At 45.6% G+C, this 16,816-nt stretch carries 14 protein-coding genes; 2 read left to right on the plus strand and 12 right to left on the minus strand.

Features of this window, described 5'->3' with window-relative positions; translation table 11 throughout:
• Positions 1-26 precede the first annotated feature (26 nt).
• From queA to CLV25_RS02615, 8 genes are all read right to left on the minus strand, one after another.
• Positions 27-1,076, minus strand: coding sequence for a tRNA preQ1(34) S-adenosylmethionine ribosyltransferase-isomerase QueA (queA, locus tag CLV25_RS02580; protein ID WP_131838066.1), 1,050 nt, complete (start codon positions 1,074-1,076; stop codon positions 27-29).
• Positions 1,077-1,109: 33 nt separating this feature from the next.
• A complete protein-coding gene (gene truB, locus CLV25_RS02585) occupies positions 1,110-1,844 on the minus strand; it encodes a tRNA pseudouridine(55) synthase TruB (RefSeq protein ID WP_131838067.1) in 735 nt (244 codons plus the stop codon).
• A gap of 33 nt (positions 1,845-1,877) precedes the next feature.
• Positions 1,878-2,744 carry an undecaprenyl-diphosphate phosphatase gene (locus tag CLV25_RS02590; protein WP_131838068.1) on the minus strand — a complete coding sequence of 289 codons (867 nt, stop codon included), beginning with the start codon at positions 2,742-2,744 and terminating at the stop codon, positions 1,878-1,880.
• A 138-nt stretch (positions 2,745-2,882) separates the two neighbouring features.
• Entirely contained in the window at positions 2,883-3,131 is a 249-nt protein-coding gene (locus CLV25_RS02595) for a DUF3098 domain-containing protein (RefSeq protein WP_131838069.1), read from the minus strand.
• A 13-nt stretch (positions 3,132-3,144) separates the two neighbouring features.
• Positions 3,145-4,023: a cell division protein FtsX gene (locus CLV25_RS02600; protein ID WP_131838070.1), complete on the minus strand. Its 879-nt coding sequence runs from the start codon at positions 4,021-4,023 to the stop codon at positions 3,145-3,147.
• Complete coding sequence (locus CLV25_RS02605; RefSeq protein WP_131838071.1) at positions 4,016-6,460, minus strand: YfhO family protein; 2,445 nt, start codon at positions 6,458-6,460, stop codon at positions 4,016-4,018. The genes CLV25_RS02600 and CLV25_RS02605 overlap by 8 nt, the downstream gene beginning before the upstream one ends.
• Positions 6,461-6,580: 120 nt before the next feature.
• Positions 6,581-7,654, minus strand: coding sequence for a non-hydrolyzing UDP-N-acetylglucosamine 2-epimerase (gene wecB, locus CLV25_RS02610; RefSeq protein ID WP_131838072.1), 1,074 nt, complete (start codon positions 7,652-7,654; stop codon positions 6,581-6,583).
• Between the two features lie 134 nt (positions 7,655-7,788).
• Positions 7,789-9,105, minus strand: coding sequence for a glycosyltransferase family 4 protein (locus tag CLV25_RS02615; RefSeq protein ID WP_131838073.1), 1,317 nt, complete (start codon positions 9,103-9,105; stop codon positions 7,789-7,791).
• A gap of 294 nt (positions 9,106-9,399) precedes the next feature.
• On the opposite strand from CLV25_RS02615, the gene CLV25_RS02620 reads away from it, so the two are divergent.
• The gene (locus CLV25_RS02620; protein WP_131838074.1) at positions 9,400-10,932 is read left to right on the plus strand and encodes an OmpA family protein; all 1,533 of its coding nucleotides are present in this window, start codon (positions 9,400-9,402) and stop codon (positions 10,930-10,932) included.
• Positions 10,933-11,039: 107 nt separating this feature from the next.
• Here the strand turns inward: CLV25_RS02620 and CLV25_RS02625 are convergent, their stop codons facing one another.
• The 4 genes from CLV25_RS02625 to CLV25_RS02640 all read right to left on the minus strand — a co-directional run bounded on the left by CLV25_RS02625 (position 11,040) and on the right by CLV25_RS02640 (position 15,671).
• Positions 11,040-12,371: a TolC family protein gene (locus tag CLV25_RS02625; protein ID WP_131838075.1), complete on the minus strand. Its 1,332-nt coding sequence runs from the start codon at positions 12,369-12,371 to the stop codon at positions 11,040-11,042.
• Positions 12,364-13,881 carry a DHA2 family efflux MFS transporter permease subunit gene (locus CLV25_RS02630; protein ID WP_243649589.1) on the minus strand — a complete coding sequence of 506 codons (1,518 nt, stop codon included), beginning with the start codon at positions 13,879-13,881 and terminating at the stop codon, positions 12,364-12,366. Before CLV25_RS02630 ends, CLV25_RS02625 begins: the two co-directional genes overlap by 8 nt.
• Before the next feature lie 113 nt (positions 13,882-13,994).
• Positions 13,995-14,999, minus strand: coding sequence for an HlyD family secretion protein (locus tag CLV25_RS02635; RefSeq protein ID WP_131838077.1), 1,005 nt, complete (start codon positions 14,997-14,999; stop codon positions 13,995-13,997).
• Positions 15,000-15,053: 54 nt separating this feature from the next.
• Complete coding sequence (locus CLV25_RS02640; protein WP_131838078.1) at positions 15,054-15,671, minus strand: TetR/AcrR family transcriptional regulator; 618 nt, start codon at positions 15,669-15,671, stop codon at positions 15,054-15,056.
• A 374-nt stretch (positions 15,672-16,045) separates the two neighbouring features.
• On the opposite strand from CLV25_RS02640, the gene CLV25_RS02645 reads away from it, so the two are divergent.
• Complete coding sequence (locus tag CLV25_RS02645; protein ID WP_131838079.1) at positions 16,046-16,681, plus strand: MarC family protein; 636 nt, start codon at positions 16,046-16,048, stop codon at positions 16,679-16,681.
• Positions 16,682-16,816: the final 135 nt, after the last annotated feature.

The raw sequence follows: 16,816 nt of genomic DNA on the forward strand, positions 1-16,816 counted from the left end.
TCTTATTATTGAAAACTCTAAACAACCTAAAGAATAAGCATAGCATCCCCATAGGTTCCAAAACGATACTTCTCTTTTAGCGCAATTTCGTAAGCCTCAAAAAGGAAGTCGTAGCCTGCGAAAGCCGAAACCATCATAAGCAGCGTCGACAATGGCAGGTGGAAGTTGGTGACCATGCTAGTTGGCACCGAAAAATCGTAAGGAGGGAAAATAAACTTATTCGTCCATCCATCGTAAGGTTTTAGGTGGCCATTAGTTGCAACCGAACTTTCGAGGGTTCTAAGAACAGTTGTTCCTACCGCACAAACATTTTTCCTTGCATCCTTTGCCCTATTTATGATGCCCACAGCCTCTTCGGGAATGATGATCTGCTCAGAATCCATCTTATGCTTGGTAAGATCTTCCACATCTACCGTACGAAAGTTCCCAAGACCTACGTGAAGAGTAATCTCTGCAAAGTCAATACCCTTTATCTCCATACGTTTCATAAGCTCGCGGCTAAAGTGTAGCCCCGCCGTTGGAGCAGCAACAGCCCCCTCGTGCTTTGCAAATATGGTTTGATAACGGTCTGCATCTTCAGGAACCACCTCTTTACGCACCCACTTGGGAAGCGGAGTTTCACCCAACTTGTAGAGCACATCCTTAAACTCCTCATAGTTTCCATCAAAAAGAAACCGAAGAGTTCTTCCTCTGGATGTAGTATTATCAATCACTTCGGCAACCAACAGGTCGTCATCACCGAAATAGAGCTTGTTACCAATGCGGATCTTGCGAGCGGGGTCTACCAGAACATCCCAGAGGCGTTGTTCACGATTCAACTCGCGAAGCAGGAACACCTCTATTTGAGCACCTGTCTTCTCCTTATTGCCGTACAAACGAGCAGGAAACACTTTGGTGTTGTTAAAAACCATGACGTCGCCATCGTCGAAATAGTCAACTAAATCCTTAAAAACCTTATGTTCAATAGTTTTTTCTTTTCTATTGAGCACCATCAACCTTGATTCATCACGATTCGGGGTTGGAAATTTGGCGATTAAATCGGCCGGCAGATCAAATTTGTATTGCGAAAGCTTCATTAGTGATACTTTATATGATACAGTAAGCACCCTTTATACGGCTCGGATTCGTGTTTGTTTCAATTCATCGAATATTTTTTCGATTTTTTCCATAGAATAAGCATCCTCAACCCGAAAATGGCCACTGGTAGTTCTGCGCAACCCAGTAAGGTGCGCTCCACTATTGAGGGCTAGGCCAAGATCGCGAGCTAGTGAGCGAATATAGGTTCCCTTACTGCACCTAACCAAAAAATCGGCCACAGGAGCATTGTATTGGAGCAGTTTCATCTCATGAATGGTAATGCGATGAGGCTTCAGTTCCAGGTCGGAGCCTTCACGGGCAAGTTCGTAAGCACGAATCCCGTCCACCAACTTCGCCGAGAAAAGAGGTGCTACTTGATCTTGCTCCCCTAGAAATTGAGGTATTATCTCCCGAATACCCTCTTCGGTAATATGCTCAAAGGGGTATTCGGCATCTATAGGCTTTTCAAGATCGAAGCAGGGGGTTGTAGCACCAAAGCAAACATTTGCCATATACTCTTTTTCCTCCGACTGCAGGCTTTCAATCTTTTTGGTTGCCTTTCCGATGCACACAATCAGCAGCCCTGTAGCTAAAGGATCAAGGGTTCCTGCATGTCCTACTTTTATCTTCTTATAACCCAACTTATACCTCAACATTGCCTGAACCTTTCGAATTACATCGAACGAGGTCCACTTGTAAGGCTTATCAATGGTAATTACTACCCCTTCTTCAAAATTGGTAGTGCTATCAATTTGGTTTACTATCATCAAAAAAATGAAAATTTTAGCCGTAAGGATAACCTACATTACCTGTAGATCAACTCCCATAGCCAACAAAATAAGAATAACGGCTCCAACAACTATACGATACCAACCAAACACCCTAAACCCATGGTTGGTAAGGTATTTCATCAAATACTTTATTGACAGCATTGCAACAATAAAGGATGCTACATTACCTAGTATCAGAATATACAGATTATTCCCTTCGAAAAGTATCTGGTAATCCTTAAGCAACTTATAAGCCGATGCGGCAAACATCGTTGGAACCGCCAAAAAAAACGAAAACTCAGCAGCGTTCTGCCTCGTAAGCCTCGAGGCCATACCCCCTATTATTGTTGCTGCCGAACGCGATACACCCGGAACCATTGCAATACATTGGAAGAATCCTATCTTAAGCGCCTTCTTATAGGTTACCTCCTGATCGGCATCTTCCTTGCCAAACATATTGTCAATAAAGAGCAGCACAATTCCTCCAAGAATAAGCGATATTGCAACTACCACAACATTCTCGAGCAGGCTATCTATGAAATCGCTTAGTGTGAAACCTATTACTGCAGCAGGAAGAAATGCCACAAAAAGCTTCAGATAAAAGGTAATGGACGGCTCAAACTCCTGCAGTTTCTTCCTTACAAAACCAACAACGCCCCCTCCGGTAGCAACATCGCCACCAATAGCCAAACGCTTAGGCATAAATCGGCGCCAGTAGAGCACCACTACCGAAAGGATAGCGCCAAACTGTATGTTTACGGTAAAAGCTTTAACAAATTCAGTACTCTCTATCCCCAAAAGTTCTTGGGTAATAATCATATGTCCAGTAGACGAGATCGGAAGAAATTCCGTAATTCCTTCAACAATAGAAATAATAATTGCCTGTAATGTATTCATCAATATTACTTTAAAAAACAAGCCATACCAACTTTCCGATACTTTAATTAAGACATCCGAAAACTGATATGACAAGACTATAAGCTGGACAGATACAATATATCAAACAGCCCAAATTAGCTAGCAATCAAAAAGAAACTACTCCCCTTTTGGCTTTTTCATTATAGCGTAAACCACAAAGCCAAAACCTGCAAGAACAACTATTGGAGCAAGCGTAATTCTTCTGAAGCTAAAAATGCTCTCATCAAATACATTTGGATCTGTCGATCCTCCACCCGACATAAGAACAAAACCTAAAATTACGATGACAAAGCCTATAAGAATGAGCTTCAGGTTTTCTTTTCCTAGGGCAAAGTTCTTGCGTTCGTTATTTGTTTCGCTAGCCATAATTTTCCTTTTTTTAATAGTGAATTTCGTCCGATTTTAATCGAAGGAACTTACTTACTGCAAAGTAAGTGCAAATAAAGTTTATTACAACACCAATGCCAATGATTGCACCGAACAACACAATGATCCATTGGATATTATTAAGATAAATTACATCTCCAACCTCCTCTTTGGCCAAGAAGTACAGGCCAACAAGTAGCATTACAGCGAACAGACCTGCATAAAGGCCATGAGCAACGCCTCGAAGCAGAAATGGTCGACGAATAAAGTTCGAAGTTGCCCCAACCAACTTCATGGTGTTTATAATTTGCCTACGGGCATACACGGCTAGCCTAATTGTATTGTTGATCAGCACTAATGAAACAAAAAGAAGAAGACCTGCAAATACCATAATTATAAGGCTCACCTTTTTTACGTTTGCATTTATAGCCTCTACCAGATTATCCTGAAACACTACTTCCTGAACCTGTGGCATTTGCTCTATATCAGCACGAACCCTTTTCAGATTTGCATCTATAAGATACTGCGCCTTGAGCTGCACTGTTATCGAGGCAGGCAACGGATTTTTCCCGAGAAAGGTTACAAAATCTTCGCCCAACTCCTGCGAAAACTGCTGAGCCGCTTCGCTCTTCGTTGTCAGCTTGGTGTCAAAAACATAGGGTTTGCTTTTCAACGACTTGTTGAAAAGGTTAACCTCAGCATCCGACAAGTTTTCGTTCAAAAAGATGTTAAACCCAACAGTCTCCCTAACGTTATCGGAAAGCTGCTTGGCGTTTAGCATTATCATTCCCATAGTGCCTAGGAGAAATAGCACCAGCGTTACGCTCACTATCGACGACAGGTAGGAGTTGCGGATGCCTCTTCGAATAGATTTAGTTTCGCTTTTAACCATTAGTTTTGCTATCTAGTTTTTGTGCACGAAATATCTTAGAAAGTTCGTATCCAATTAGCCCAAATGCCAACAGCAGGATAGATAAAGAGCAGAACAAGTCGACAGTTTTGCCAACCTTAAACATTTTTGGCTCGAACTTAAACTCTATAGTATTTTCTCCGGCGGGGACAACCATCGCCCTAAGCACATAGTTTGCACGTAGGTGTGATGCTGGTTTCCCATTAACATATGCATTCCAGCCTTTACTATAGTATATTTCAGAGAAAACGGCCAACTGCGCCGATTTATTGTCCGATTTGTAGGTTAGGTGATTTGGTTCGTACTTGGTAAGTTCTATTCGAGCAGTGGTGTCTGCATTTGAAATAAAGCCATTAAGCTCTTTCTCAAATCGCTTATCAACAATAGCCATACGGCGAGGTTCAAACCCTTTTAACGCTTCAATTTCTACGTCGGCATTAGGCACAAGCTTAACGGAATTCACGAACCAAGCATTACCAAGAGCACCTGGATTTTGCTGAGCTTCGGGCGCTTGTGTTTGCTGGTTAGGTACAATAATATACTTGGTGTTAAGCATATTAAATGCAGCCATATTATTTTGAGACAGGTGGAAATCGATAAGTTCTTGGTAGCGACGCATCTTGGCCCCATGATACCCCCCAATAGACTTGTGAAAGTAAGAGGTTGATGCATCGTTGAAAGGGCTTACAGTAAGGTTTAACACCCTGTAATTACCAGGATCTTTCATTATTTGAAGATCGGCAGGCGATGGAGCAAATGGTACCTGAGCCTGCATCTCGGGAACCCAATTATCCTTATTTAGGTAGCGATGGTTAACCGGAACCATATCCACCAGAATAAGTCCGCCAAGGGCGAGCATAAAGTAAACGGGCTTTATCTTTTTTGCAATAAACAGCCATGCTAAGCCAGCCGAAAGAGCAACAAAAATTAGCGTTCTCCAAGCATCAGCCGATAGCAGCGCAGCTCTATCAGCAGACATTGCAGAGGCAAGCATGTTTAACGCCTCCTGAGGCAACATTTGTCGATCGTTATCCGATATGAAGCTAAACAGAGAACCACCCATTAGCACAAAGAATAGGGCGACACCACCTGCAATACCCAAAGCCCATTTTAGACCTTTCATTGCCTGTTCCTTTTCTGCTTCTCCATTAACCATCTTCTTTAAGCCAAGCAACGCAACAATTGGGATGGTGATTTCGGCAATAACCAGAATCATCGAAACAGTACGGAACTTGTTATACATTGGCACATACTTAAGGAAGAACTCGGAAAACGCCAAAAAGTTGCTTCCCCACGCAAGCAAGATAGAAAGTACTGTTACGCTTACAAGCCACCAGCGCGTTACCCCTCCTACAAGAAATAGCCCTAGCACAAAGAAGAATATAACCACAGCGCCTATGTATACAGGCCCCGAGGTGCTAGGCTGCGATCCCCAGTACGAAGGAATTTGGGTAGCAATCTCGGCAGGCTGCCCCATTGCAGTTAGCGTCTTTGCTGTTTCTCCATCGGGCTTAAGACCAATAGTAGAAGAACCTCCCATTAGGTTTGGAATAAAAAGGTCGAACGTTTCGGCAATGCCATAGCTCCAGCTTAGCGCATAATCTTTATCGAGACCCGATGTTTTATTTTCAGCATTATGGGTTAGCTCGCTCTTCCCTCGAATGGAGTCTTTCCCGTAATCCCAAACTAAGTAGAGGTGCGAGAAGTTTGCACCTATGCCCAACACCAACGCAATTCCAAGTGCTGCAGATACCTTTACGAAATGCTTCATGATCTTTTCGCGATACGAACGAATCGCCTCGGCGAGTATAAAGAAGAAGATGACAAATGCCCCATAGTACGTTATCTGTGGATGTCCAGCATAGAGTTCCAACCCAAGAAACAGTCCGGCCAACGCAACACCCAGCCATAGCTTCTTACGGTACGCTAGAATTATGCTTCCGATAAGAGGAACGAGGTAGGCAATGGCTATCATTTTTGAGTTATGACCAACTGCTATTATAATAAAGTAGTACGACGAAAGAGAAAGAGCCAGCGAACCTATAACACCCAACCAAGGATTCATCCCCAAGGCAAGCATCAGGATGTAGCTCCCCAGCAGCATTATGAACAAAAAACTGGCTGGTCGCGAATGGCCTAGTTGAAGGAAACCATCTACATAGCGAATATAGTTGGTTTTGTACACCGTAGATATTAGGTACGATGGCATTCCCCCAAACATGCTGTTGGTCCAAAGGGCCTCTTCTCCCGTTCGATCACGATAATCGTTTAGCTCCTTGGACATTCCCTGAAATTGCTGATTATCGCTCTGCTGCAGCTGCATTCCCTGTAGCTGTGGCGAAAACAGGACATATGATAACCCCAAGAAAAATAGAATTGCCGCAACATGGGGCAACGATTTCTTCAAAAATGGATGCATTGGCTCTTTTCTTTTCAATTATATTTTGGCCGATGGGCTCCCTTTGGATTCCATCCTAACAACTAATCCGTAAAAGTAAAAAACATTTCGCTTTATGCCGATGGATTTGGCGTAAAACCTCTAAAACCGTTCTATCTCCTGTGCTACTACAGCCGAAGCCTTACCATTTCCATAAAGGTCGATGCTAAAATTGTAGCTGCGCTGCATCGAGCGGCGGTAGGCATCCACCAATTTATCAGTATCGGAGCCTACTAGGGTGTTAAACCCATGTTCAACCAGCTCTACCCACTCGGTTTGTTCGCGAGCGGTAACACAAGGCTTTCCAAAGAAAAAAGCCTCCTTTTGCACGCCTCCGCTATCGGTAACCACAAGAGCACAATGCTTCAGCAGCTCTACCATATCGAAGTATCCCACGGGCTCGATAATGGTAAACTCGGGAACAATACCTTGTGCAGCAAGAATACCTCGGGTGCGAGGATGCAGCGGAACAATAACCCTACGCTCTTGGTTAATGATGTTTAGTCCATCAACAATAGCACGCAACTTAGCAGGGTCGTCGGTATTTTCCTGACGATGAATGGTGGCTAGCACAAAACCCTCTTCAACACCAAGCGATGCTATAACCTTCGACTTTTCGGCCGAACGTGCCGCATAAAAAATAGCAGCATCCTGCATCACATCGCCATTCTTGACGATCTTTATCCCGTAATGGTCGAATCCTTCCTTTTTTAAATTATCGATGGCAGCATCCGTAGGACAAAAAAGTAGGCTCGATATTCTATCCGTAAGAATTCGGTTAATTTCTTCGGGCATCATCATGTTAAAGGAGCGTAAACCTGCCTCGACATGGATAATTGGTATATGCAGCTTAGATGCGGCAATGGCCCCGGCTAGCGTCGAGTTGGTATCGCCATAAACCATCAGCCCATCGGGCTTTTCGTACAGAAGAACATCCTCTATCTTCTCTATCATACGCCCGGTCATAGCTCCATGGCTAAGGCTGTGGATATCGAGCATATAGTCGGGCTTAGGAATCTCCATCTCCTGGAAAAACACATCCGACATGTTTTTATCAAAATGTTGTCCAGTATGAACAATCACCTCCTTAATGCTCGTCTGAGCGATTGCTCGAGATACGGCTGCTGCCTTTACGAATTGTGGGCGAGCCCCCACTATAGTAACGATTTTTTTCATACAAAATTTAGTATTGAGATATTAGATTTTAGACGTTAGAGTTCCCCTTCGCAAAACAAATCGAAACAAATCGGAAAGCCTAAAGAAAATCTACTCTTTCCGTTGGCAGTCATCTAATATCTAACATCTAATGTCTAAAGTCTACATCCAACCACCTCATCCAACACCTTTGCCATTTGGGCGGTGAGGTTGCGGCGCGAAAATTGGCTAGCTCCCGACGATGCGTTGCGGCAATCGCCTTGTTCCTTAAATTGCCTATAGAGCACTTCAATACTTTGGGCTAACGTATCGGCATCCCCGAAGTCGGAGCACGAGCCGGCACCTGTACTTCGAAGCACGGCAGCCACCTCGCCATCGGTTGGGCCAATAGCCACCACCGGACGACCTGTTGCCAAGTATTCGAAGAACTTTCCTGTTAGTATACCCTTTGCGTTGGGAGTATTATTCACCAGCAAAAGCAACGCTCGCGACTGTAGCTGCTGCTTCACCGCCTCGGCATGTGGCAAATAGTCTATAAAGTTGACGTTAGCATCTAGCCCGTACTTGGCTATCATCTGGCGAACGGAAACATCAACCTTGCCCACCAGCTTAAGCTGAAAATCACGGGCAAAATCCTCATTCTTTTTCACCAACAACGACATGGCCTTCCAAAGCGATTCGGGATTACGCGACGGAGGTATTGTCCCAATATGCGAAAGGGTAAACAACTCGTCGAGCGTTATGCCATCCTGCTTAAAGTCGTCCTCGTCGTAGCCATTAGTTATGGTTACTGCTCGCTTCGCCCCCATTCGAAGGTAATCGTCTCTATCCTGCTTGGTAACGGTAACCACATAGTCGGCATTACGAACAACCCTCCTCTCCATGCTATGGTGACGCCAGTCGGCCAGCTTGGTTAACATCAAATCCTTATAAAAGTCGATATTTGTCCAAGGATCGCGAAAATCGGCAACCCAAGGAGTCCCAAGTTTACGCTTTAACCCCAATGCAATCATATGCATGGTATGCGGTGGCCCTGTAGATATGATCACATCCACCGGATGATCCTTCAGGTACTGTGTAAGGTACTTTACAGATGGCTTTATCCAAAAGCAGCGAGCATCAGGAATAAAGAAGTTTCCCCGAATCCAAACGCCCAACTTTTGGGTAAACTTTGGGTTCCCACTTTCTGAAAGAAATCCTGTATTAATTTTTTCTTTAGAGTTTCCGCCAACCATCTTTTTGTACAGATGGTACGGTTCCCATATCTCAGTACGTATCTCCTCTACCCCCTCCGGAATGTCGTTTGCCAGCGTAGGATCGTAAACCGGCATTTCGCCGTTAGCGGCTGTGTAAACCACAGGTTCGTAGCCGTATTCGCGAAGATACTTCACGAACTTCAGCCAACGCTGCACCCCGGCACCACCGCTCGGTGGCCAGTAGTAGGTAAGAACAAGTGCTCGTTTTAAACCCATTAGCATCTATTGCATTATGCTGCGAAGTTAGCATATAATCCGTTTTTAACAGACTAAAAAGTTGCAACGCGCAGCTTATGCAACTTTTTTATCCTAAAAATCACAAAAACACACTAAATATAAACAAACGCGCACCCTCAACCGTTTCTAGAATCAAGGCAATAAAACGCCTAAAGATCAATCGAGCTGCAACTTTACGAACAACCCCATCCGGTGGATACTAGCAAACCACTTAAAAGGGCGAATCCGAAAAGCAAAAAAGTAGGAGTCTAACCAACTAATGAAGTAACTATTATGAGGAAGATTTTTTTATCATCGTTGCTAATATGCCTCCTTTCGGCATCTTTTGCACAGAATGCAGAGAACAGGTGGTCGATAGGTGTATTCGGTGGTAAAACAGAGTACAATGGCGATTGGGGCAACGCATTCCTTAAATTCAACAAGGCATTCTACCCAATCGGAGCAATATCGATCAACCGATACATTACTGGCTCTTTCGACCTAGGCATATTTGCCTCTTACGGCGAATATGGCTACAAAAAAGACAACACCCACAGCTTTTTTGGCACCAAATCCGATGCCAGCTTGCTGCTTACCTACAAGCTAGCCAATGGCTACATCTTTAACGAAAACGTCAGGCTTGCACCCTTCATCTCGGCTGGATTTGGCTTTGCACACCTCTCTGGCAATAGGATATGGAATGGGCGCGACTACATTGTTCCGGTAGGAGGCGGGATTAAGTTCAACATCTCGAAGCACGTTGCATTGCAGTACCAGCTCCTCTACCACTTTACCGACCAGGACAAGCGCGATGGCCGAGCCAACAACCATAACGAGCAGTTTGCCTCGCACGCACTTGGCATGGTTTTCAGCATTGGTAGCAACAAAAACAAGGACAACGACAACGATGGCGTAATTAACAAGCTAGATCTTTGTCCTGACGTCCCCGGCGTAATAAACCTATCAGGCTGCCCCGACTCCGACAACGATGGTATCATGGACTACGAAGACCAATGCCCTAACGTTAAAGGATTAGCCCAATTTCAGGGCTGCCCCGATACCGATGGCGATGGCATAAAGGATGCCGAGGATAAATGTCCAACCCTAAAAGGACTACCTCAATTCCAAGGTTGCCCCGATAGCGACGAAGACGGGATTCAGGATTCCGAAGATAAGTGCCCAACCGTAAAAGGCATTGCCAAATTTAAAGGATGCCCCGACACCGACGACGATGGCATTCAAGACTCCGAGGATAAATGTCCAACTATAAAAGGACTACCCCAGTACCAAGGCTGTCCCGACACCGATGGCGACGGAATCCCCGATCCTAAGGATAGATGCCCAACCATACCAGGAGCTGTTGCGCTAAACGGCTGTCCAGACAAAGATGGCGATGGAATTCCGGACATCGACGACAAATGCCCAGACCAAGCCGGCACTGCCGCCAACAAGGGCTGTCCAGAGATATCGGCAGCAGAAAAGCTCCTATTCGACAAGGCTCTCCGGGGTATCCAATTCGAAACTGGCAGGTCTACCATCCTAACAGCCTCGTACCCCATAATCGACGAGATTGTTCGGATGCTAAGCAACAATAGCGCCTACAACCTCGAGATAAACGGCCACACCGACAACACGGGCAATGCCGAGCACAACCTAAAGCTCTCGCAGGATAGAGCCGAAGCGGTAAAACGGTACATCACCTCTAAAGGAATTTCGCCAGATCGAATTACAACCAGCGGGTTTGGCGATACCGAACCGGTTAGCAGCAACTACACGGCCAAAGGCCGAGCCCTAAATAGGCGCGTTGAATTTAAAGTCACATTTTAGCATAGAAATATCAACGTGCATTAACGACGAGAAGGAGCACTCATTTTTTTGGTGCTCCTTCTCGTTGTTATAGCATAAGAAGTATCTATGCTCTCTTCTTTCAAATGCTAGTAAAGACGTTCGCCCAATGCTACCTTCAACTTATATAAGCTATTGCAATAATCAATTCTAGCCTTTATTAGGTACAGCTGGCTCTCGGAAAGCGATGTTGTAGCATCAAGCAGATCGAGGTTTGTAATGGCTCCGGCTTTGTAGCTTTCCTCTGCCAGGTGAAGCGCCTTTTGAGCCTGCTGCTGTTGCATTTCAAACTGGATGATCTTCGACCGTGCGGCATCCACACCTAGATTTGCCTCCGCAACCTCGACTGATACGCTACGACGAATAGCTTCGGTTTCGTAACCGCTGCTAACTACTGCTGTATGCGCAATAGTAGCATTGTTCGCCGTACGATTACCATCAAAAATGGGAATGCGGAAGGATAAGCCTACGACATAGTTCAGCTTAGGATCGTTTAGATAAGGAACGTAACCATTCTTTACCCCACCGTTTGCAAAAAATGAAAGTGATGGATTTTTCTGCAACTTCGCAAGTTTATACTTCATCTCTTCTATTGTAGCCTTCTCGGAAGCTGCCTTTAACTCGTTTCGATTAGCAAAGGCATATTGGGCTAACGAATCGGAAGCAACATTTGCTTGATTTGCTGGAATACTCTTTGAAACGGCAATTGGACTTCCAACCTCACGTCCTAATAAGGTGTTTAGTACCGCTTGCTGAACTCCCAACGAGGTGATGATATCCGACCGTTGACTTTCGATGTTTGATATTCTCACCTTGGTTGTAAGGATCTCGTACTCCGTAGCCGATCCGGTTGCCTTCTTCTTAGACACAAAATCGAGATGGCTACGAAGCGTTCGCAGCTGCTCATCCTTAATGTCCTTGGACTTTTGAAGGTAAACCAAAGAGAGATAGGTTCCTACTACCGACGAAGCGATACGCTGCTTAGCCTGCTCTATGGTAATTGCGGCCAAGTTCTTGCTTTGCATCTCGGCAGAGATGCCATTCTTGGTTTTACCAAAATCGTAAATAAGCTGATTAACGTTTACCCCTGCATTGTAGCTGTTATCTGGAGCCATTTTGAACGATTTCCCTCCGAAGTCGATGCTCGGAACAGGTCCAATATGCGATACCGTTGCCACTCCATCTACAGTGGGAAGATAGTTCGATTTAGATAGCGCAATGCGCGCATCGGCTGCTTTCAGAGCCTCAGTGGCCTGTAAAACCGTTGGATGCGTATCAACAGCCTCCTTGATAGCCTGATCTATTGAGAGCGTATCGGCACTTTGAGCAACGGCACTTAAGTTTGTAATAGCAAGCAAGATTACAGCGATTACCCCTTTGGCTAGAGCGCTACCCCCTTTGGCTATTTTTATTTTATTCATGAATAGCTGGTTTTTCTTTTGTTGATGATCGTTTTTTGGTATGTAACCAAAATAGTGGAATTCCTCCCAGAAGCGTTATCACCCCTGCAATCAGGAAATCGTCGTCGATACCTTGAATGTATGCCTCCTTGTTCAGCTGCTGCACCACCAGCATCTTTGCTTGTGTCTGAGCAATGGTAGGCGAACTCCCCGCATGGGTTTGTATATGAGTTGCCGACTTTGCCATCACCGTTTTGTAGGCGGGCGATTGTGGATCGACGCTTTGTGCGTACATCTGCGAGTGGTAGGTTACACGGGTGGTAAGCATGGTTGCCAATATGGCGACACCAAAGCTACCGGCCAGCTGACGAAGCACATTCGAAATGCTCGATGCCTGCCCCATCTTCTCGCGCGAGATCTCCGAAAGAGATACAGCGCTAAGAGGGGTAAAAAGTATTCCTAAAGCAAAGCCTCGAATGTAAAGACTGAGCATTATGTAGTGGTGCTCGGTTAAATACGACAGCTTCGAGTTCAAGAAGAACGAGGTAGCAAGCAGTATTATCCCCGTGGCAATAGGAATCTTTGGATTTAGCTTATCGCCCATCAAACCCGACAACGGCGACATTACCCCTTGAATTATCCCTACAGGAAGAAAAACTGCTCCCGATTGAATTGCAGTATACCCTAAAGAGTTTTGGAGATATAGAGGTAGCAAAAAGGTGCTCCCGAACATCCCCACACTAAAGATGAAGGTTACCAAATTGGCCAATCCGAAGTTATGGTTGGTCAGAAGCCGTAAATCGATAAGCGGATTCTCTACCGTTAGCTCTGCCGTGATAAATCCTACGAAAGCAATTGCCGATATGGCAAAGCAAACGAGAATATATGGAGCATGCCAACCAGCAGAATTGGTTGCGGCATTTCCTTCGGTTAGAGCATAAAGCACCAGCGGAAGGAACGTACTCACCGTGATAAATCCCCAAAAATCGAAACCCTTAATGCGAGGGTTCTTGTACTCCCTCTGGATTACAATTGTTGCAAGCAATCCGATGATACCAACAGGAACGTTCACGTCAAAAATCAGCGGCCAACTAAAGGTATCTACCAAATACCCTCCGATAAGGGGACCAAACGACACCGATGCGGCAGCCGATATTGCCCAAAAACCAAGGGCCACCCCACGCTGCTGTGGCGGAAACTCGCGTGTTACGATTGCCATACCTACAGGCTGAATTGCTCCAGCCCCAAATCCTTGAATAATTCGCGAAATTATGAGCATATTCTCGTTGCCCGACATTCCGCAAAGGAGCGAACCGACGGTAAAAAGCATCAACCCCATAAAGTAGATGCGCTTATACCCAAACTTATCGGCCAGCCAGCCCGCTGTTGGCAGCATAACGGCCATGGCCAACATGTAGGCGGTAATCACCCACTCTATCTTGTCGAGTCCAACCCCAAACGAAGCCATAATCTTTGGCAACCCCACGTTTACGATAGTTGCATCAAGAACAGCCATAAAGGTCCCGATCATCACGTTTCCTAGCAACCACCACTTGTACGATTCGTGCTTAGGGTGGAACGAGGAATCGCGCTTACGGATGAGCTTTCGAATCCTATGTGAAGGTGTTATCTTCCTTCGCATGGTTAGTCTTTAATGATTTTAACTACAGCCGACATTCCAGAGAGGATTCGATACTTCGAAACAGGCTCTTCGCCCCTTGTACCATCAATCGAAACCTTGACCGAAACACGCTGCGTTACCTTGGTAAAGTTGCCCGAGGCATTATTTGCAGGAATTAGCGAAAACTGTCCGGCAGTGTTCGAACCAATTGCGTACACCTTTCCGGTAAATGTTACCCCCGGATAGGTATCGAGCGTAAAGTCGGCAGCCTGCCCAATGTGGACACCGGATAGCTTAGACTCTTCGATAAACAGCACAACCCATAGCTTACTGGTGTTGGTTATGGTGTATATCGATTGGCTGGGTTGGGCAACATCGCCAGCAAGCAGCCAACGTTTTGCGATTACGCCATCCATCGGAGCGTAAAGTTTAGCGTTTCGAAGCTGCGAAACAATTACTCCAACCTGCGCGTTAGCGCTTCCGATGGCGGCATTGGCGCTGGCAATCTGCGAACGCGACACGCTTAGCTGCGTCTTTGCTGCCGCAAGCTGAGCAGTTGCTGCCTCATAGCTTTTCTTGATATGTCCAAACTGTTCCTTGGTTATAACATCCCCTGCTATCTGCTGCTTTGCACGGTCGTAGTCTTCCCTTGCACGTGCTAGGTTTACCTCCAGCACCTTAATATTTTCCTGATCGTATGCCAGCTTAGCCTCGGCTTGCACCTGATTGGCCTGTGCCTGGCTTATCATAGCCTCGGCTTGACCCTTCTGCGCCATTAAATCGGTGCTATCGAGCTCAGCCACCAGTTGTCCCTGCTTTACCGAATCCTGCTCGTCTACGTAAAGCTTGGCAATACGTCCGAGCGCCTTTGCGCTAACAGCAACATTATCGGAATCGACATGCGCATCGTCAGTTTTTATATAGCGCGAATACTCGGCATAGTAGTAGTATGCCCCGCCAATAGCCAATGCCACAACGGCAGCAAGCGGAATAAATACCTTCTTACTCTTCTTTTTTGGGTTTCCCATGGTTGATTACAATATGTTATATGGCTCCAATTATTTCTCTTTACGATTCGAATACTAAATGCTAATTCCCTTGATAAAGATCTCTGTGAAATCGCGTACCCGCTTCACCAGATCGTTATACTCCTCATCGTTTAGGTAAAACACATCCTTTCGTCCTATTGTCATCTTTCGAAGCCCCTTTAGAAGATCGAGAAATAGGTGCGCCATCTCGAAAGAGTTTTCGACGTTGAACGTTCCTTGCTCGTTTCCCTTTGTCAGGGTCTTCTCTATTATTACCAGCTCCTTCTGGCGCAGCTCCACCATCTGCTCCTGCGCATACCTATTCTCCATAATGTCCGAATGCTTCACCCGGCTTAGGTTGAGCAGTTTTCTGAAAAATTCGATGTTGATGTTCACGTAAGCACGAAGCATATCCGAAGCATCGATTAGCGTCTCACACTCCTGCTCAACGCTTTCGATAAACTCCGAGTGCTCCTTCTCGATCACCGCACCAAAAAGTTTTCCCTTATCGGCAAAGTAGTAGTAGATCGACGCCTTTGACATGTGCAGGTCGGCCGCAATTTCGGATACCGACGTCTTTTCGAAGCCGTACATTCCGAAACGACGCTGTGCTGCAACGAGTATCTCGTTTATCTTATCCGTATTTCCCCCGCAATGGGTAATTAGTACCATAGCTGTTCCGTTTTCTTACTATTTGACCTTTTTAGTCAACGGGTCAAAATTATAATGATTTTCGCCGACACCAAAGGGCTTTCGCCTAAATTAACGCATCCCTACTCCACTTAAAAAGTGCATATGCAAAGGGCTTCGCTTTTAAAAATCTAACAACAAAATTCAGTTGGATCGTGTATGGCGTTTGTAATTTTAGCCTTAGAATTTTATTCTCTTTCTATTATTTTTGGCTGGCCCAAAAGAGTAGAAATACCATTCCACAGGGCTTCGGTATTCAAAAATTTGTTATATCCCCCCCTCTTCTACCCCAAGATGCACCTTCGCCCATCATAAATTTCTACCTTGCAGCTTACAAATCACCAATACCCCCTCTTATGAACAACGAGCTGCTCGCCTTTGGCCTCTTGGCCTTCACCTCATTCTTCACCCTCATCAACCCGTTGGGTACAATGACCATCTTTATGACCATGACCTCGACCCTAGACGATGCCGAGCGTACCCGAACCGCCAAGAAGGCCACCATTGCGGCGCTTATCACCATTCTGGCATTTGCCTTTTCGGGACAGCTGCTCTTCAAGTTTTTCGGCATTTCGGTAAACAGCTTCCGTATCGTAGGTGGCGTAATCTTCTTCATTATGGGCCTCGACATGCTTAAGGCAAGGCTGGTGCACACCAAGGTAAAGAAGTCGGAGGTAAAGGCATACGTCAACGACATCTCCATCACCCCGCTGGCCATTCCGATGATCTGCGGCCCGGGGGCCATCACCAACGCCATCGTGCTAATGGAGGACGCCAACACCATACCCCATAAGATCATTCTTATTGCCGCCCTTACGGTGGTAATGCTGCTCACCTACATCATCCTGTACAGCTCGTCGCGCATCCTTAAGGTGCTGGGCGAAACCGGCAACAACGTGATGATGCGCCTGATGGGCCTTATCGTGATGGTGATCGCGGTGGAGTTCTTCTTCAGCGGGCTTAAGCCCATCGTGGCCGAGATGATTAAATAGGGAATAGGGAATAGGGAATAGTAAGTAGGACACTCCCTACTCCCTACTCCCTACTCCCCATATGATATTTTATCAAAAAAATAAGATTTCCCTTTTAACATTCTCAGCAATGTTTTCGTACTTTTGATCGATATT

Origin of the sequence: Acetobacteroides hydrogenigenes (genome assembly GCF_004340205.1) — a bacterium.
GTDB lineage: Bacteria > Bacteroidota > Bacteroidia > Bacteroidales > ZOR0009 > Acetobacteroides > Acetobacteroides hydrogenigenes.